14 protein-coding genes, 1 tRNA gene and 1 pseudogene are annotated in these 17,369 nt (G+C 71.6%); 9 read left to right on the top strand and 7 right to left on the bottom strand.

Annotation, left to right across the window (positions count from 1 at the left end; genetic code table 11):
- Positions 1–619, top strand: a pseudogene (locus SACPADRAFT_RS33355) (serine/threonine protein kinase); the annotation flags it as partial.
- A gap of 25 nt (positions 620–644) precedes the next feature.
- Here SACPADRAFT_RS33355 and SACPADRAFT_RS0220130 read toward each other — a convergent pair.
- The 3 genes from SACPADRAFT_RS0220130 to SACPADRAFT_RS0220120 all read right to left on the bottom strand — a co-directional run bounded on the left by SACPADRAFT_RS0220130 (position 645) and on the right by SACPADRAFT_RS0220120 (position 4,153).
- On the bottom strand, positions 645–1,565 hold the full coding sequence (locus SACPADRAFT_RS0220130; protein WP_007023083.1) for an N-acetylmuramoyl-L-alanine amidase: 921 nt from the start codon (positions 1,563–1,565) through the stop codon (positions 645–647).
- A gap of 192 nt (positions 1,566–1,757) precedes the next feature.
- Positions 1,758–2,813 (bottom strand): cobalamin B12-binding domain-containing protein, encoded by a 1,056-nt coding sequence (locus SACPADRAFT_RS0220125; RefSeq protein WP_007023084.1) that lies wholly within the window; start codon positions 2,811–2,813, stop codon positions 1,758–1,760.
- 2 nt (positions 2,814–2,815) lie between these two features.
- Positions 2,816–4,153: a PP2C family protein-serine/threonine phosphatase gene (locus tag SACPADRAFT_RS0220120; RefSeq protein ID WP_007023085.1), complete on the bottom strand. Its 1,338-nt coding sequence runs from the start codon at positions 4,151–4,153 to the stop codon at positions 2,816–2,818.
- A gap of 218 nt (positions 4,154–4,371) precedes the next feature.
- Between SACPADRAFT_RS0220120 and SACPADRAFT_RS0220115 the strand changes: the two genes are divergently transcribed.
- The gene (locus SACPADRAFT_RS0220115) at positions 4,372–5,325 is read left to right on the top strand and encodes a lipid kinase (RefSeq protein WP_007023086.1); all 954 of its coding nucleotides are present in this window, start codon (positions 4,372–4,374) and stop codon (positions 5,323–5,325) included.
- A 100-nt stretch (positions 5,326–5,425) separates the two neighbouring features.
- Here SACPADRAFT_RS0220115 and SACPADRAFT_RS0220110 read toward each other — a convergent pair.
- Positions 5,426–5,498, bottom strand: a tRNA-Thr gene (locus tag SACPADRAFT_RS0220110).
- Between the two features lie 227 nt (positions 5,499–5,725).
- Here SACPADRAFT_RS0220110 and SACPADRAFT_RS0220105 point away from each other — a divergent pair.
- Genes SACPADRAFT_RS0220105 through otsB form a run of 3 tightly spaced genes read left to right on the top strand, consistent with a single transcriptional unit; the run spans position 5,726 to position 11,299 of the window.
- Positions 5,726–7,252, top strand: coding sequence for a threonine/serine exporter family protein (locus SACPADRAFT_RS0220105; RefSeq protein WP_007023087.1), 1,527 nt, complete (start codon positions 5,726–5,728; stop codon positions 7,250–7,252).
- A 24-nt stretch (positions 7,253–7,276) separates the two neighbouring features.
- A complete protein-coding gene (locus SACPADRAFT_RS0220100; protein ID WP_007023088.1) occupies positions 7,277–8,725 on the top strand; it encodes an alpha,alpha-trehalose-phosphate synthase (UDP-forming) in 1,449 nt (482 codons plus the stop codon).
- A 42-nt stretch (positions 8,726–8,767) separates the two neighbouring features.
- A complete protein-coding gene (otsB, locus tag SACPADRAFT_RS0220095; protein ID WP_007023089.1) occupies positions 8,768–11,299 on the top strand; it encodes a trehalose-phosphatase in 2,532 nt (843 codons plus the stop codon).
- A gap of 120 nt (positions 11,300–11,419) precedes the next feature.
- Here otsB and SACPADRAFT_RS0220090 read toward each other — a convergent pair whose 3' ends face one another.
- From SACPADRAFT_RS0220090 to SACPADRAFT_RS0220080, 3 genes are all read right to left on the bottom strand, one after another.
- Positions 11,420–12,382, bottom strand: a complete 963-nt coding sequence (locus SACPADRAFT_RS0220090; protein ID WP_007023090.1) for a hypothetical protein — start codon at positions 12,380–12,382, stop codon at positions 11,420–11,422.
- Positions 12,383–12,618: 236 nt separating this feature from the next.
- The gene (gene radA / locus SACPADRAFT_RS0220085; RefSeq protein WP_007023091.1) at positions 12,619–13,971 is read right to left on the bottom strand and encodes a DNA repair protein RadA; all 1,353 of its coding nucleotides are present in this window, start codon (positions 13,969–13,971) and stop codon (positions 12,619–12,621) included.
- A 168-nt stretch (positions 13,972–14,139) separates the two neighbouring features.
- Entirely contained in the window at positions 14,140–14,787 is a 648-nt protein-coding gene (locus SACPADRAFT_RS0220080; protein ID WP_007023092.1) for a copper chaperone PCu(A)C domain-containing protein, read from the bottom strand.
- A 235-nt stretch (positions 14,788–15,022) separates the two neighbouring features.
- Here SACPADRAFT_RS0220080 and SACPADRAFT_RS0220075 point away from each other — a divergent pair, with 235 nt between their 5' ends.
- The 4 genes from SACPADRAFT_RS0220075 to SACPADRAFT_RS0220060 all read left to right on the top strand — a co-directional run bounded on the left by SACPADRAFT_RS0220075 (position 15,023) and on the right by SACPADRAFT_RS0220060 (position 17,362).
- Positions 15,023–15,514: a CarD family transcriptional regulator gene (locus SACPADRAFT_RS0220075; RefSeq protein ID WP_007023093.1), complete on the top strand. Its 492-nt coding sequence runs from the start codon at positions 15,023–15,025 to the stop codon at positions 15,512–15,514.
- A gap of 71 nt (positions 15,515–15,585) precedes the next feature.
- Entirely contained in the window at positions 15,586–16,203 is a 618-nt protein-coding gene (locus SACPADRAFT_RS0220070; protein WP_007023094.1) for an IspD/TarI family cytidylyltransferase, read from the top strand.
- Complete coding sequence (gene ispF / locus SACPADRAFT_RS0220065; RefSeq protein ID WP_007023095.1) at positions 16,200–16,679, top strand: 2-C-methyl-D-erythritol 2,4-cyclodiphosphate synthase; 480 nt, start codon at positions 16,200–16,202, stop codon at positions 16,677–16,679. The genes SACPADRAFT_RS0220070 and ispF overlap by 4 nt, the downstream gene beginning before the upstream one ends.
- Positions 16,676–17,362: an HAD family hydrolase gene (locus tag SACPADRAFT_RS0220060; protein WP_007023096.1), complete on the top strand. Its 687-nt coding sequence runs from the start codon at positions 16,676–16,678 to the stop codon at positions 17,360–17,362. The genes ispF and SACPADRAFT_RS0220060 overlap by 4 nt, the downstream gene beginning before the upstream one ends.
- Positions 17,363–17,369 lie beyond the last annotated feature (7 nt).

Here is a 17,369-nt window from a genome sequence, read left to right as displayed (position 1 = left end):
GACCGCGACGCGGCCCGGGGCACCGACACCGCGACCGGCGCACACGGTCACCCGGGACGACCTGGACCGGGCCCGGGCCGACGCCGGGGAGTTGGCCACCCAGGCCCGCTACCGGGAGGCCGCCGAGATCCTCGACGCCACCGCCACGGACGCGGTCGCCACGTTCGGCGCCGCCGACCCGGACGTGGTCAATGTCCGCCTGGAGTGGGCCAACGTCCTGTTCGAGGGCGGGGACTACCGCACGGCCGCCCCGGCGTACGAGGCGTTGATCGACGATCTCACCGCGCGGGACGGCCCGGACACCGAACTCGTGTTCCGCTGCCGCGTGCAGTACGCGGAGTGCCACGCCCGGCTCGGGCACACGACGACGGCGCTGGACGTCGCCCACCGGCTGCGCGGCGACGAGGAGCGGGTGTTCGGGCCGTCCGACCCCCGCCCCATCGAGCTGCGCAGGCGGATCGGGTTGTGGCAGCTCGGCGCGGGCCGCCGCGCCGAGGCCCGGCGCACGCTGACCACCCTGCTCGACGACCTGCTGGGCGAACACGGGGAACACCACCCGGCCGTGTCCGGTGTGCGTGATCTCCTCGCCGGGCTCCCCGACGGACCGCCCGGCAACTGAGGCACCACGGACGGGGTACCGGGCTTCAGGCCGTGGTCCGGTCACCCTCCCCGGCCGTGGCCGACGGGTCCGGGGGCGCCGGTGGAGGTGACTCCGGTGACTCCGTCGGCTCCGGGACGTCGTAGGCGGAGGCGGCGTCGTAGCGCTCGACCGCCACCGAGTCGGCCTCGGCCTCGGCCTCGCTCTCGTCCAGTGCGCGCCGGACACCCCTGCGGGCGGCCTCCTCGACAGCGGTGTTGTCCACCTCCCCGCCGGCGACGAGCTGCTCGACCAGGTTGCGGATGGCGGCGACCTCGCCGCGCAGCGGCGCGATCTGCTGTCGGATGATGCGGTCCTCGGAGCTGCCCAACAGGGTCTCGGAGTACTCGCGGCGCTTGAGCCTGCGGTTGTAGATCCAGTGGGTCCACACGGCCCGGGCGACCTCGTCGGAGCTGGGCATGTCGTCCTCCTGTGCCGAACGGTTGATTTCTGCGATGCGTGCCTGCGCGTAGCGGCCGGGGCACAGCGTGGAAGCGCCCGGGGCATCCCGGTGGCCCCCGGTGAGCCGGGCCTGCCGCCACCAGCCCCGCGCGTGGCCGTGCCGCAGCAGCGCGGCCACCGCGTCGACCTGCTGTCTGCTCACCCGCCGCCGCTCGTAGTTGCCGATCAGGCAGATCGCCCGCGAGAAGTCGTTGCGCCCGCCGGTGTGCGCGCCCTGGCGGTGCACACTGTGTCCCTCGAAGACCCGCCCGGACGGGGGCACCACGAACGTGTAGCTGATCCCGCCGCCGAACCGTTCCTGGCCGATCTGTTCGAGGCGGCGGACCGCGGCGGCCTCGTCGGCGAAGTTCCACTCCGGTGCCGGGGTCACCGAGTGGTGTAGCCACACCTCCGAGGCGGGCAGTGGCGCGTTCCGGAACCCGTCCGGATACCGCGCGCCCCACCGTGCTCGACCGATGATCTCCACGTCAGCCTCCCTACCGAGTGCTGATCCTGTGATCTGTACCACCAACGGTAACGCGCTCGTGCGGTTTCGTGCGGACACGTTCAGGTACTACTCGACCCGTTTCCGGTTACGAAGCGTGATATCCGGAGTGTCCGTCGGCCGCGACCCGACCTCGGGGGCATGGCATCGCGGCGCCCGCCGGGCCCGGGCCGGTCACGCGGCCCAGTGACGTTCCAGCAGAGACCACGCCAATGGCAGGTCGTCCAGTACGGCGGCGAGTTCGGCGCCGAGGTCGGCGAAGGCCCCGTCGTCGATCCGCCGTTCGACGAGCACCGTCCGCGCCCAGTCGGCGACCTCGCGCACGAGCCGGTCGTCACCGGTGATCAGCGCACCCTGCAGGGTGCGCAGCGGTTGCTCGACACAGTCGTGCAGCACGGAGGCCAGGTCGCTCTCCGCGTCGGTGCTTTGCCAGGGGCCGGACACGACCTCCGCGGCATCGGGGCGCCACCGCTGCGTCACCCGCTCGACGAGCCGGTGGTGGGTCAGTTCCAGGGCGCGCTGCTCGGCCAACGGTTCCGCGGGCAGCGGCTCGACCGGGTCGACCGTGGTCGGCAGGCGTTCGAGCAGAGCGAACGCCTCCTGCGGGCTCGCCGCCCACGCGGTCGCGCCGAGAGCACGGGCCCGGGCGTCGTCCGGCCCGAACGCGGCCCCGCCCGCGATGACCGGGACGCCCACCGTCGTCGCGGCCTCGATGAAGCGGCGGGCGTGGGGCAGACCGCCCGCCAACGAGGTGCTCACCGCCACCGCGACCGGGTCGAGCTTCTGCAGGTGCGACGACAGCCGCTCCGCCGGGGTGGCCGCGCCCAGGTAGGTCACCTCCCACCCCTGCCTGCGCAGCGCGGTCCCCACCATCAGCGCCGGCAGCGCGTGCCACTCGCGTTCCGGGCAGCCGACCACGGTGCGCCCCCGGGTCACCGGGTACCACTGCCGCACCCGCTGGGCGACACACTCGGTGACCGCCACCGAGACGCCGGTGGCGATGTGTTCCTGCGCCACCGACCACTCACCACGCTGCCAGCGCTCGCCGATCCGGCGTTGGATCGGCGCCAGTAGACCGGAGAGCACGGCCACCGGGTCGCTCCCCGCGTCGAGAGCCTGTTCGACCATCGCGGTGGCCTGCGCGGTGTCGCCCAGAACCAGCGCCCGCTCCAACGGCCGCACCAGCTCCGTCAGGTCCCTCGCCCCCGCGCCCGACACCGCCCGCGGCACGGTCAGCTCTCGTTCCGGATCGCCAACACCGCGATGTCGTCGTGGCCCTCGCCGCCGATGTGCTCGACCACGTGCTGCTCGACCGCCTCGCACACCGTCGCCGGGCTCGCGCCCGCGTAGTGCGGCAGCAGACGCCGCAGCCGGTCGGCGCCGAAGAATCCGTACGGGCCCCGCGCCTCGTCCACCCCGTCGGTGTAGAGCAACAGCGTCTCCCCCGGGGCGAGCCGGAAATCCACCTCGTCGTAGGACAGGTTCGGCACGATGCCCGCCACCGTGCCGCGCGCGTCGGGTTCGTCGACGGTGCCGTCCCGGCGCAGCACCAGCGGGGGTGGATGCCCGGCCACGGCCAGGGTGGCGAGCAGGTCCCCGTCGTCCCGCCCCCGGCGCAGCCGGACGCAGGCGAGACTGACGAAGCGCTTCTCCGGCTGGGTGCGCAGCACCTCGTTCAACGTGCGCAGCACGCGGGACGGTGACCGGTCGACGTGCGCGGCCGTCTTGATCGTCTGCCGCGCCAGGCCGGTGAGCATCGCGGCCCGGATGCCCTTGCCGCAGACGTCCCCGATCACCGCGGTGAAATCGTCCGCGGCGCCGTGGACGTCGTAGAAGTCACCACCGATGTCGGTGCGTTCGGAGGAGGAGCGGTACCGCGCCGCCATCCGGACCTCCGGATACTGCGGCAGCTCGGGCGGTCGCAGAGTCTCCTGCAGCGCCTCCGCCATCTCCGCCCGCTCCTCGTACAGCTTCGCCGACTGCACCGCGACGGCGACCCGACGCCCGAACTCCTCGGTCAGCCGCACCTCACCGTCGGTGTAGGCGCGGTCGGGGCCGGTGACGGTGACCAGCACACCGTTCGTGGTGCCACCGCTGTCCAGCCCCACCGCGAGCACGCTCGACGGTTCGAGGCTCTCCGCCTGCTCCCGGAGCGTTTCCAGCGGAACGAGGTCCCGCAGCACGGCGTGCAGATCGTCGTCCCGCGCGGTGCGCAGCTCCGTGTGGCCGACGCGCTTGATCCGGGGCAGGGCACTGCCCGGGTCGAGCCTGCCGACGGGCACGGGGGCGACGGACGCGTCCACCGACGCCTCCTCCGCCCCGCCGACGACCCACGCCCCCATGTCGTCGAACACCGCGACCATCGCCCAGTCCCCCAGGTAGGGAACGGCCAGGCGCAGTGCGCGCAGCATCGTGCGGCGCACGTTCAGCGACAGCGCGAGCTGGTGGGAGGAATCCTGGATGAACCGCACGGCCGCCCAGTCGGGAGGACGGTCGCAGGATCGGTCGTTCCGACGGCGGGACTGGCCCGGCACTCGGTTCGGGGTCTGTCGGTTCACTGCCGTGTCCACATCGAACTCCTCGGCACAACGGCGACGAATCCGACTGTACGTGACCGCGGCGCCGAGTTCGCCGCGTTGCGGTGACCGGATTTTCGTGGTTTGCCGGACTTCGGCGCTTCTCCCGGACCACCCCTCTCCCGGGGTGCCGGGCCGGGCACAGGGGGCGACCGACCCGGCCCGGAACACGCCACACCGCCGCCGTACACGACCGGGCATAGTCTCGGGTCATGGTGCGGGAAGCGGCAGAGGCCCGGCGCGTCGCGGTCGTCGTCAACACCGGCTCCCGGCGTGGAGCGGAGCACTACGGGCCGGTCGTGCGCCGGCTGGCGCGCACGGGACTGCCCGTGGTGACCACGCACGCGGTCACCGACGGGGCCGAGATGGAACCCACCCTGCGGCAGGTGATCGACGCCGACCACGACCTGATCGTGGTCGGCGGGGGCGACGGCACGCTCAGCACCGCCGCGGGGCTGCTCGCGGGCACCGACCGCACCCTGGGCATCCTGCCGCTGGGCACCGCGAACGACTTCGCCCGGACCCTGCACGTACCCGCCGACCCGGTCACCGCCTGTCACGCACTGGCCTCGGGCAGGGTCGTGGACGTGGACGTGGGGCGGGTGGACGGTGAACCACTGCTCAACGTCGCCTCGGTGGGCCTGGCCGTGGGTGTGACCGAGGCGTTGACCGCGCGGCTGAAGAAGTTCCTCGGCCCGCTGGCCTACCCGGTGGCCACCGCCCGCGCGTACCGGCAGCACCGGCCGTTCCGGGCCCGGCTGGAGTTCCCGGACGGCGACCACGATCCGGTGGACCTCGACGACCTGCTCCAGGTCACGGTCGGCAACGGGCGCTACTACGGCGGGGGCAACGCCATCTCGCCCACCGCGGGCATCGACGACCACGAACTCGACCTCGTCGCCATCGTGCGCGGCAGCCTGCCGGAGCACGTGACGATCGCCCGCCGCCTGCGGGACGGCACCTTCGTGCGGCACGACAACGTGCACTACCTGACGACCCGGCGGGTGCGGCTGAGCACCGACCCGCCGTCGGACGTCACCGTGGACGGCGAGATCGCCGGGACCACGCCGACGCTGTTCACGATCGAGCGCAACGCGCTGCACGTGGTGGTGCCGACCGGCAGCACCGCCGCGACCCTGGACGGTGCCCGCGCCCGGGCGGACTGAGGACCGGGACCGTCCGCCCGGTTCTCCACCGACGGTGACGAACCGGACGCACTCCGCACCTCCGGGGACTTCCGATCATGGCGTCGGCTGTCCGATACTGAGCCGGCAAGGGGGCTCGAACCCCTGACCTTCTGTTTACAAGACAGACGCTCTACCAACTGAGCTATACCGGCCGGACGCCTCCCGTGACGACGGGGGCTCCACCCCAACTATATCCGCCGCGATCTCCGCCACAGTGGCCGCCCACCACCCGGGACGACCCTGCTCAACGGTTTGGCAGCGACTACATTCGATACGGGTCACCGTACTACAACAATGTGGTATACGGCACGACCGTCGGTGTGCAACGGCCGGTGACAAGCGGCCGATGTTCTTTCGGGGATCCCGCGAGGAGGTGGAAATGAAGCTCAGGCCGCGCGCTCGTGCGGCGGCACCCAAGCGCCGGCACGCGTGGCAGATCCTGGAAGCACCGGCCGAGGAGCACACCGAGAAGCGCTCGCCACGGCAACAGCGCGGCGGCAGGACCCGGCAACGGGCCTGGCAGGTTCTGGAGGCCCCGACCGGGGAACTGCCCGCCGTCCAGCCGGCACCGGAAGGGGCCATCGGACCGGAGCTTCCGGACGAGGCGACCGTGCACATGGTGCTCGACCTCGTCACCCGGATCGGTGAGGTCCAGATGGCGAACGGAGCGGGTGCCTCCGACGTCACCGCCACCATCCTGACGTTGACCCGCGCACTGGGTCTGCCGCGGTGCGAGGTCGACGTCATCTTCACCTCCGTCACGGTGAGCTGCCTGCGGGGCAGTGACCTGCCCCCGGTGACCGTGCTGCGCGTCGTCCGCTCCCGCAGCCTCGACTACACGCGGCTGTCGGAGACCGAGCGGCTCGTGCAACGCCTGATCCACAACCGGATCAGCACCGAGGACGCCTACACCGAGCTGCACCGGCTCACCACGGCCAAGCACCCCTACCCGCGCTGGGTCTCCACGCTGGCCTGGGGCGGCATGGCCGCGTTCATCACCCTGCTGCTCGGCGGCTGGGGCACCTGGGCCCCGGTCACCGCGTTCCTGATCAGTTCCGTGGTGGACCGGGTGGGGCGCGTGCTGAACCGGTACTCCCTGCCGTTCTTCTTCCAGCAGGTCGCGGGTGGGTTCGTCGCCACCCTGTCGGCCATGGTGATCGTCAACCTGGACTTCCTCGAACTGCAGAGACCCACGCTCGTGGTGGCCGCCGCGTTGACCGTGCTGCTGTCCGGCCTGTCCACCGTGTCGGCGGTGCAGGACGCCATCACCGGCTACTACGTCACCGCGGCCGGGCGGATGCTGGAGGTCGTGCTGATGAGTGCCGGGCTGATCACCGGGGTGGCGGCCGGGATCAGCATCGCGATCCAGTTCGGCGCGTCCCGGGCGCCGGACCCGATCGCGCCCTCCACCGCCGTCGGCGAACTGCACATCATGATGTTCGCGGGCACGGGGGCGGCGGCCTGCTTCGCGCTGGCGTCCTACTCGAAGATCCGTCCGCTGCTGGTCGCCGCGGTCGCGGGTGCGGTGGGTGCCACCGGATACGGGATCCTGAGCGTCCTCGGGTACAACCCGATCATCGGCGCGGCCTTCGCCACCACGCTCGTCGGCCTCGGTGGGGGTGTCCTCGCCCGGAGGCTCAAGGTGACGCCGCTGGTGGTCGCGGTCTCCGGCATCACCCCGCTGCTGCCCGGGTTCGCCACCTACCGGGGCATGTCCGAACTGATCGACAACGGCACCATCACCGGACTGATGACGGCGGCCGCGATCGGCCTGGCGCTGGCCGCGGGCGTGGTGCTCGGGGAGTTCCTCGCGCAACCCGTCCGCACCGGCCTGAGCAGGCTCGAACGCAAACTGGCGGGACCCCGGATGGCGGGCCCGCTGGACACTGGCCGCCCGCTGGAGTAGCGCCCGCGCGATACTGTTTGAACCATGTCACCCGCCGGAAACGCCGAGTCGCACGCCCGGGCCGAATTCGTGGTCGTGGCCAACCGTCTGCCGGTCGACCTCGAACGCGCCTCCGACGGAACCCAGCGCTGGACACAGAGCCCCGGCGGGCTCGTGTCCGCGCTGGAACCGTTCCTCCGCTCCCGTCAGGGCGCGTGGGTCGGCTGGCCCGGCGTCCCGGACGTCGAGGTGGAGGAGTTCACCGACGACGGCCTGATCCTGCACCCGGTGATGCTGACCTCGACCGACGTCCGGGACTACTACGAGGGCTTCTCCAACGCCACGCTCTGGCCGCTGTACCACGACGTGGTGGCCCGGCCCGTGTTCGACCGGAGCTGGTGGGAGAGCTACGTCCGGGTCAACCGGCGATTCGCCGAGGCCGCCGCCGCCGTGGCGGGCGACGGCGCGACGGTGTGGGTGCAGGACTATCAGCTCCAGCTGGTACCCACGATGCTCCGGGAACTGCGTCCCGACCTGCGGATCGGGTTCTTCCTGCACATCCCGTTCCCGCCGGTGGAGCTGTTCATGCAGATGCCGTGGCGGGCCGAGATCGTGCGCGGGCTGATCGGCGCCGACCTCGTCGGGTTCCACCGGCCCGGTGGTGCGCAGAACTTCCTCTGGCTGGCCCGCCAGCTGATCGGGCTGGAACCCAGCCGCGGGTCGGTCGGGGTGCGGTCCCGGCCCGGCATGGTGCAGGTCGGCGACCGCACCGTGCGGGTCGGCGCGTTCCCCATCTCGATCGACGCGGCCGGGCTGGACACGCTGTCCCGCAGCCGCGCCGTCACCGAGCGGGCGGCCGAGGTGCGGCACGAGCTCGGCGACCCGAGGACCGTGCTGCTCGGCGTCGACCGCCTCGACTACACCAAGGGCATCGACCTGCGGCTGCAGGCCTTCCACGAACTGCTGCAGGAGGGGCGGGTCAAACCCGAGGACGTCACGTTCGTCCAGCTCGCCACGCCGAGCCGCGAGCGCGTCGAGCACTACCAGCGTATGCGCAGCGACATCGAGCAGATGGTGGGCCGGATCAACGGCGAGTTCGCCCGGGTCGGCAGACCGGTGGTGCACTACCTGCACCAGTCGGTGCACCGCTCGGAGCTGGCCGCGTTCTTCGCCGCCGCGGACGTCATGGTCGTCACCCCGCTGCGGGACGGGATGAACCTGGTCTGCAAGGAGTACGTCGCCGCCCGCCACGACCTCGGCGGTGCCCTCGTGCTCTCCGAGTTCGCCGGTGCGGCGGCCGAGCTGAACAGCGCCTTCCTGGTCAACCCGCACGACCTGGACGGGGTGAAGAACGCCCTCGAACAAGCTATTACTCTCGACCCGGCGGAAGGGCGGCGCCGGATGCGCGCCTTGCGCCGTCAGGTCCTGACGCACGACGTGGACAGGTGGGCACGCTCGTTCCTCGACGCGCTCGGGACCGAAACGGCCTCCTGACGTCCCCCGGACTGACTGTGTAGCTCCCCTGAAGGAGGAGTGTTGACCGCTGAGGCCCTGCCTGCTGAGCTGCGGCGCGCGATAGTGCAGATCGCCAGGACGCCGCGCCTGCTGGTCGCCTGCGACTACGACGGGACGCTGGCGCCGATCACGACCCAACCGGAGGACGCCCGCGCCCGCCCCGAGTCCGTCGGCGCGCTGCGGTCGTTGGCGGCGCTGCACGAGACCACCACCGCGGTGATCTCCGGGCGTGCCCTGCGCGACCTCGCCATCCTCTCCCGGCTGCCCGCCGAGGTGCACCTCGTCGGCAGCCACGGCTCCGAGTTCGACATCGGTTTCGTGCACGCGCTGGACCCCGAGGCGCGCGAGCTCCACCGCGCCGTGCAGGCCGAGGTGGAGCGGATCACCGACGGCGTCTCCGGGGCGGCCCTGGAGGCCAAACCAGCGGGGGTCGCCGTGCACGTCCGCAGGGCCGACCGCGACGAGGCACGCCGGGTCGTGGACGCCGTCCACGCGGGACCCTCCACCTGGGACGGGGTGACGACGACCGACGGCAAGGAGGTCGTCGAGCTGTCGGTCGTGCGCACCGACAAGGGGCAGGCCCTCGACACCCTGCGCCACCAGGCGGGCGCCACCGCCGCGGTGTTTCTCGGCGACGACGTCACCGACGAGAAGGCGTTCGCCCGGCTGACCGGACCCGACCTCGGGGTGAAGGTCGGCGACGGGGAGACGCTGGCCCAGTACCGCATCGCCGACACCACCGACGTCGCCACCGTGCTCGCGTTCCTGCTGGAGGAACGGCGCAACTGGCTCTACGGCAAACAGGCCCCGCCCATCGAACGGTTGTCGATGCTGGCCAGTGAGCGGTCGGTGGCGCTGCTGACGCCGGACGCGAAGCTCACGTGGCTGTGCCACCCCGGCCCGGACGCGCCCGCCGTGTTCGCCGACCTGCTCGGCGGCGAGGGCGCGGGGCACTTCTCGGTGAAGCCGCACCGCAACGGTCTGCCACTGGGGCAGCGGTACCTGCCGAACACGATGACCGTGGAAACCCGTTGGTCGCGGCTGCTGGTCACGGACTACCTGGAGCCGGAGAGCCCACCGCACCGCACCGACCTGGTGCGGGTCATCAGTGGGGAGACGCCGGCGTCGGTGGTGTTCGCGCCGCGGCCGGAGTTCGGCGGGGTGCCGGTGCGGCTCCTGCGGGAGGAGGACGGACTGCGGGTGCTCGGCACGTCCGAGCCGTTCGTGCTGCGCTCGCCGGGCGTGCAGTGGGAGATCACCAACGACGGGCTGAACGACACCGCGACCGCGCTCGTCGAGCTGGAGCCGGACCGGCCCGTGGTGCTGGAGCTGCGGTGCGGCACCACCGACCTCGGTCCGCACGACCTGTCCGAGGTCGACCGCCGTGCGCGGGCGGGCCGGTACTGGAGCGAATGGGCCACGACGCTGAAGCTCCCGCAGGTGGCGCCCGACCTCGTCGCCCGGTCGGCGCTGACCCTGCGCGGACTCGCCGACACCGACACCGGCGGTGTGATGGCCGCGGCCACCAGCTCCCTGCCCGAGGAGCTCGGCGGGGTGCGCAACTGGGACTACCGCTACTGCTGGATCCGCGACGGCGCGATGACCGTGCGCGAGCTGGTCACCCTCGGCTCGCTGGACGAGGCCGAGGGGTTCCTGCGCTGGCTGCACGGGGTGCTGTCCACGCTGGCCGGTCCGGAACGGCTGCACCCGCTGTACACGCTCGCCGGGACGCAGATCGGTGCTGAGGCGGTGATCGACTCGCTGCCCGGCTACAAGGGGTCGCGCCCGGTGCGGGTCGGCAACCTCGCCAACCACCAGGTGCAGCTCGACGTGTTCGGGCCCGTGGTGGAGCTGGTGATGACCCTGGCGGAGGCGCGGGGGGAGTTGCGCGACGAGGACTGGCAGATGGTGCGGGCGATGGCGGAGGCCGTCACCCGCCGCTGGTCCGAGCCCGACCACGGCATCTGGGAGGAGCGCCACGTGCCGCGGCACCGGGTGTACTCCCGGGTGATGTGCTGGGTGACGATCGACCGTGCGATCAAGCTCGCCGAGATCTACGGCCGTCCGGTGCCCACAGGTTGGCCGGAACTGCGCGACGAGATCGCCGCCGACGTACTCGAGAACGGCTGGAACCCGACCGTCCGCGCCTACACCACCGCCTACGACGGCACCGACCTCGACGCCGCGTCGCTGTTCGTCGGCCTGTCCGGGCTGCTGGACCCGCAGGACGAGCGGTTCCAGTCGACCGTGACGGCGATCGAGGCGGAGCTGCGCAGCGGGTCGACGGTGTACCGCTACCACCGCGACGACGGCCTGCCCGGTGAGGAGGGCGGTTTCCACCTGTGCGCGGCGTGGATGATCGAGGCGTACCTGCTCAGCGGCCGCCGCACCGAGGCGCAGGAACTGTTCGAGCAGATGATGGACGCGGCGGGCCCCACCGGCCTCCTGCCGGAGCAGTACGACCCGGTCGCCGAACGCTCCCTCGGCAACCACCCCCAGGCCTACTCCCACATCGGCCTCATCCGCTGCGCCCGCCTCCTCTCGGAGACGTGACCGGGGTTGTGCCGTGAAGGACTCCTTGCCTGCTCTGAGTACCGTGAAGGACTCCTTCGCTGCACCTGACGCAGGGAAGGAGTCCTTCACGGCAACACGCCGGCACTGCGCTGCGGGGAGTCAGACCGCCGGTTTCAGGCGGACATCGGGACGTGGGCGCGCGGCGGCAGCGCGGTAGGCGGCGTCGAGTTCGCCGACCACAGCGGCGGTCGCGCTGCGGAGTCGGGACGGCAGGGTCTGCAACACGACTATGCCCGTCTGGGCATAGCGGCCGTTCCGTGCCAGCGTCTGCGCATAGTCACCGCTTGAGTAGTGAAACTCGACAGAATCGATCTCCCATGCGAGGCCGACATCGTCCCACCACGCATCCGGCCGACCGATGTAGGTGCCGTCCGGGGTGTACAGCGCAGGATTCCAGTGTGTCGGCGGAACGCTCAGGTGATTCGTCAGCTGGCGACCGTGTAGCTCGGCCACGGATCGGAGCCCGGCGATGTCACCGAGAATGCGCCTCGGGATCGCGGTACCGCGTTGCGAACCGTGTTCGAGTTCCGACCGAAGTCCGCGAACGGTACAGCCACCCCGCTGCACAGCTTCGATCAGGAGTTTCGCGATATCGTCCGACGAGCGCAGCTTGCGCGCGGCGTCGAGAGCCGCTCTCCCTACCGGAGCGAGTGGCACCTGGCCGCTGAAGACGGTGGCCGGTAACCGATGGGTGCGCTCGACCACCACGAAGCCGCTGCTGACGACCTTTTCGTCATGTGGGGTCAACACGTGGATGGGATCGTGCTCGCGGCCCGGACCTGTCCGGAGATTCTGCCTCCGGCATGCTTCGACTCCGGTCACCAGGGCCCGCGGCCCCGCGTAGAGCAGCGCGGCGATGACCATCTGCTCGCGGGTCGGGGCGGAGTTCTGCAACATCACGACACCGGGGAGGAGCCTCCGCCACGGACCACCCGGCAAGCACCGACGATAGACGGTGGAGCTGTCCATCCCCTCCGCCTCAAGGGTTGCCACCCTGATGACCCGGTTCCTGCTGCGCTGTCGGATGATCTCGAGCCGATCGGCCCAACGTCCTTGCTTCATGGGCCCCACTCCATCGCGACCGCACCTCTTCAGCACCCACGCGGACATGCGGCTGTGGACGGGCACCGCCCTGTGGACAAAGGGAGCATGAAAGGAGCCGTTGCCTACCCATGGAGTGTGCCGTGAAGGACTCCTTCACTGCGTCACATGCAGTGAAGGAGTCCTTCACGGCACCCAGCGCAGGCAAGGGGGCCCTCACGGCACCACACCGGCGCCGCGCCTGGGGAGGTGGGAGGTCAGAGGGTGTTGAGGGCTTCGGCGAGGTTGGTGACTTCGCGGGTCTTGATGCCGTCCGGGAGGGGGCCCGCGTCCGGGGGGACGAAGGCATGGGTGAAGCCGAGGCGCGCGGCCTCGGCCAGGCGGCGGCCGACGCCGGTCACCCGGCGGATCTCCCCCGCGAGGCCGACCTCGCCGATCGCCACCAGCCGTGGGGACAACGCCCGGTCGCTCATCGCCGACCACACCGCCAGGGCGACGGCGAGGTCCACCGCCGGTTCGGTCACCTTCATCCCGCCCACGGTGGCGGTGTAGACGTCCTTCCCGCCGAGCGGATGACCGGTGCGCTTCTCCAGCACCGCCAGCACCATGCTCACCCGGGACGAGTCGAGTCCGCTGACGGCACGCCGGGGCTGCGGCAGGGCGGAGTCGGCCACGAGGGCCTGCACCTCCCCCAGCAGGGGGCGTTTGCCCTCGACAGTGACGGTGACGGCGGTGCCCGGGACGGCCTCGGCGTGCCGGTTCAGGAAGAGCCCGGACGGGTCGGCGACACCGACGATGCCCTCGTCGTGCAGTTCGAAGCAGCCGATCTCGTCGGCGGCGCCGAAACGGTTCTTCACCCCGCGCACCATGCGCAGCGTCGAGTGCTTGTCCCCCTCGAACTGGAGCACGACGTCCACCAGATGCTCCAGCACCCGCGGCCCGGCGACCGAGCCCTCCTTGGTCACGTGCCCGACGAGCACCACCGGCAGGCCCCGCTCCTTGGCCAGCGCCACCAGCGCGGACGCCACGGCCCGCACCTGCGTCACCCCGCCGGGTGCGCCCTCGGCCTGCGGGGACGACATCGTCTGCACCGAGTCCACGATCAACAACCCGGGCTTGACGTCGTCAACGTGGCCGAACACCGCGGAGAGGTCGCTCTCGGCCGCGAGGTACATCCGCTCGGCGACGTTGCCGGTGCGCTCGGCGCGCAGCCGCACCTGGCCGGCCGACTCCTCCCCCGTCACGTACAGCGCGCTGGTGCCACTGTGCGTGGCCCACTGGTGGGTGACCTCCAGCAGCAGCGTCGACTTGCCGACGCCGGGTTCCCCGGCGAGCAGCGTCACCGCACCGGGGACGAAGCCGCCGCCGAGCACCCGGTCCAGCTCGGCCACCCCGGTGGGACGGGCACGGGAGGTCTCGACGTCGACCTCGGAGATCGGCTTCGCGGGCGAGCTCGGCGCGCCGGCCGCGACCTGAGCCACCGGCGACTTCGTCGGGGCGGAGCGCTCCTCGATGGTGCCCCAGGCGTGGCACTCCGGGCAGCGGCCCACCCACTTCGCGACCTCGAGGCCGCACTCCGCACAGCGGTAGCTCGTACCCTTCCTGACCACACCCGGACGCTAACGCCCCCCACCGACGATCCCGGGAGGCACCTCACCGACGCACCGCCCAAGGTGACGCCGTGAGGGGCACTTTGCCTGCATCACACGCAGCGAAAGTGCCCCTCACGGCACTCAACGCAGGGAAGGTGCCCTTCACGGCAAAGCCGCGGTGGGGGCTCAGTGGCCGCCTTCGGCCGCCGGGGAGGGGGAGACGTCGAAGGTGGGGGTGTCCGGGATGACGGCGGGCATGTCGAAGGTGACCCGGCCCGCCTCGCGGAAGGTGAGCGTCATGGTCACCGTCTGGCTCGGGCGCACGTCCCGGTTGAGGCCCTGCAGGGTCATGTCCGCCCGCGTCTGGATCTCCACCTCGGGCCGCGCCGCCTCGGCCGCCTGCTGCTCCTGGGCACCCTGCGCGATCACGAGTGTGCCCTGGGCGGGCACCTCGCGCGAACCGTTCAGCACGACGTTGGCGGCCGCGTCGGTGCTCGCCGACACCAGCGTGTCGTCCTGCAACTCGGCCTCGTTCACCAGGTACATGGCCACGCCCGGGCTCGTGCCCGCACGGTAGATCGGGGCGTCACCCTCGGGGTAGGCGAGTTCGGCCTTCCGGATGGCGATGTCGCCGACCTCGGCACGGGTTCCGTTGATCGTCGCGACCTGGGAGTCCGTCTGCGTGATCTGGCCCGCCGCGCAACCGGAGACGAGCAGTGCGGCACCGACAGCGACCACGGCCGCGGACACCATGCGACGTTTCACTTCTCCGAGTCCCTTCTCCCTGGGGCTACCTTTCCGGGAGAGTATCCGCAGCGCGACCGTGCGCGTCATCGGGTGCCCCGGACGTGTGGCACACCTTGCACCGTGCCGGCCGCCCCAGTCCGGAGTGGACCTCCCTGGGCGCGCCCGACCCCCGCGGCCCACCTGCGTGAGTATGCGGATCACGTGTTTGTCAACCCCTCGACCGGTCAGCTCAGGCCACTGACCTGCGAGGACGAGGCCGGGTGCCTGGTTCGGCCGCGAAACCGCGTGCTAGGATGGGGACAGCGAAAGGGGCAGAGGACACATGGTTTTCAAGGTCGGAGAGACCGTCGTCTACCCGCACCACGGTGCCGCACTCATCGAAGCAATCGAGACCCGCGTGATCAAGGGCGAGGAGAAACAGTACCTCGTCCTGAAAGTCGCGCAAGGCGATCTCACGGTTCGCGTTCCCGCCGACAATGCCGAGGTCGTCGGCGTGCGTGACGTGGTCAACCAGGACGGCTTGAACCACGTTTTCGATGTGTTGCGGACACCACACACCGACGAACCGACGAACTGGTCTCGGCGGTACAAGGCCAACGTGGAGAAACTCGCCTCGGGCGACGTGAACAAGGTGGCCGAAGTGGTGCGCGACCTGTGGCGGCGCGAGAAGGACCGTGGTTTGTCCGCGGGAGAGAAGCGCATGTTGGCCAAGGCGCGGCAGATCCTGGTCAGTGAGCTCGCCCTCGCCGAGGGCACCGACGAAGGCAAGGCCGAGGTGCTGCTGGACGAGGTGCTCGACACCACGGTGGTCTGACGGCTCTGAACGTCTTCGCACTGATCCCCCTCGGAGCGGGGGACGTCCAGGGCTCGGGCGCACTCGCCGAGGTGTGTGACACATCACCGCTGACGCACTGTGTGCGGGCGCTGTCCCGGTCGGGGTGTGTCGACCGGATCGTCGTGGCGGGTCCGCCCGGCACCGCGGACGAATACCGGGGAACCGGCACCTCCGTGGGCGCGGCCGCTCTGGACGCGGTCTCTGTGGGCGCTGACCACTGTCCGGTGGACGTCGTCCCGGGTCAGGACGACCGTGTCGGCTCGCTGCGGTCCGCGTGGGACGCCGTGGCGCCCGGGTCGGCAGACATGGTCCTGCTGCACGACGCCGAGTACCCGTGTACGCCGCCGGAGACGGTCCGCGCGGTCGTGGAGGCCCTGCGCGCCGGGGCCCGGGCGGTGGTGCCGGTGGAGGCCGTCACCGACACGGTGAAGCGTACCGACCCCGACGACCTGCTGCTGGGCACCCGGGACCGGGACGGTCTGCGCCGGACGCTGGCGCCGTGGGGATTCACCGCCGACGCGCTCACCGACGCCGACCTTGCCGACCCCTTGACCACCTGCGGCGCCGCCGTCCACACGGTGCCGGGACACCCCCACGGGATGCGGGTGCGCACGGCCTTCGACCGCGCCGTACTGGAGGCGCTGTTGGAGGCGGAGGGAGAACCATGAGGATCGGCCAGGGCGTCGACGTCCACCCCGTCGAGGTGGGCCGGGAGTGCTGGATCGCCGGGCTGCACTGGCCGGGCGTGGACGGCTGCACGGGTCACTCGGACGGTGACGTGGCCGCGCACGCGCTGTGTGACGCGCTGCTGTCGGCGGCCGGGCTGGGGGATCTCGGTTCGGTGTTCGGCACGGGCGACGACCGCTGGGCCGGCGCGCACGGCACCGAGCTCGTGGCGGAGGTGCGCGGCCGGGTCGAGACGGCGGGCCACCGCCTGGGCAACGCCGTCGTGCAGGTGATCGGCAACGCTCCCCGGATCGGCCCCCGCCGCGCGGAGGCCGAGGAGACGCTCGGCACGGCGGCCGGCGGGCCGGTGGCCGTGTCCGCGACGACCAGCGACGGTCTCGGCCTCACCGGGCGCGGTGAGGGCCTCGCGGCCGTGGCGAGCGCACTGCTGCTGCCGCGGGACGGGGAGCCGCGGTGAGCGTCGACGCGGTGCTGTTCGACTTCTCCGGCACCCTGTTCCGTCTGGAGCACGACCCCGACTGGCTGACCGACCTCACCGACCACGACGGCGACCCGCTCGACGTCGAGGCGCAGGCCGAGCTGCTGCGGAGGATGACCGCGCCGGTGACGTTGACCGTCGACCTCGACGACGAACACCGGCACGCCTGGGAGAACCGCGACCTGGACCCGGCGCTGCACCGGAAGGTGTACCTGGAGGTGCTGCGGCAGTCCGGTGTCCCGGGGGTGGAACAGGCGAAGGCGCTGTACCGCAGGCTCGTCGACCCGTCCGAGTGGACGCCCTACCCCGACGCGGGCCCGGCGCTCGGGGCGCTGGCCGGACGCGGGGTGTCGGTGGGGGTGCTGAGCAACATCGCGTTCGACATCCGGCCCGCCTTCGCCGCGCACGGGTTGGACGCCCACGTCGACGAGTTCGTGCTCTCCTACGAGGTGGGCGCGATCAAACCCGACCCGGCCGTCTTCCGCCTCGTGCTGGACCGGCTCGGCGCGGCCCCCGAACGGACCCTCATGGTGGGCGACAGCGCGGAGGCGGACGGCGGCGCCCGCCGTCTGGGCTGCGCGTTCGCGCAGGTGGAACCGCTCCCGACGGCGGAGCGGACGGACGGATTGCTGGCCGCCCTGCGCGAACACGCCGTGCTTTGACCCGTAC

Source organism: Saccharomonospora iraqiensis subsp. paurometabolica YIM 90007 (assembly GCF_000231035.2).
Lineage (GTDB): Bacteria > Actinomycetota > Actinomycetes > Mycobacteriales > Pseudonocardiaceae > Saccharomonospora > Saccharomonospora paurometabolica.
This window is presented reverse-complemented; position numbering and strand designations above follow the sequence as displayed.

What these genes read in the sequence shown, in the direction of transcription:
- SACPADRAFT_RS0220115 (WP_007023086.1), top strand. Translation starts at nt 4,372, where the DNA reads ATGGTGCGGGAAGCGGCAGAGGCCCGGCGCGTCGCGGTCGTCGTCAAC.
- SACPADRAFT_RS0220105 (WP_007023087.1), top strand. Translation starts at nt 5,726, where the DNA reads ATGAAGCTCAGGCCGCGCGCTCGTGCGGCGGCACCCAAGCGCCGGCAC.
- SACPADRAFT_RS0220100 (WP_007023088.1), top strand. Translation starts at nt 7,277, where the DNA reads ATGTCACCCGCCGGAAACGCCGAGTCGCACGCCCGGGCCGAATTCGTG.
- SACPADRAFT_RS0220090 (WP_007023090.1), bottom strand. Translation starts at nt 12,382, where the DNA reads ATGAAGCAAGGACGTTGGGCCGATCGGCTCGAGATCATCCGACAGCGC.
- SACPADRAFT_RS0220080 (WP_007023092.1), bottom strand. Translation starts at nt 14,787, where the DNA reads ATGACGCGCACGGTCGCGCTGCGGATACTCTCCCGGAAAGGTAGCCCC.
- SACPADRAFT_RS0220075 (WP_007023093.1), top strand. Translation starts at nt 15,023, where the DNA reads ATGGTTTTCAAGGTCGGAGAGACCGTCGTCTACCCGCACCACGGTGCC.
- ispF (WP_007023095.1), top strand. Translation starts at nt 16,200, where the DNA reads ATGAGGATCGGCCAGGGCGTCGACGTCCACCCCGTCGAGGTGGGCCGG.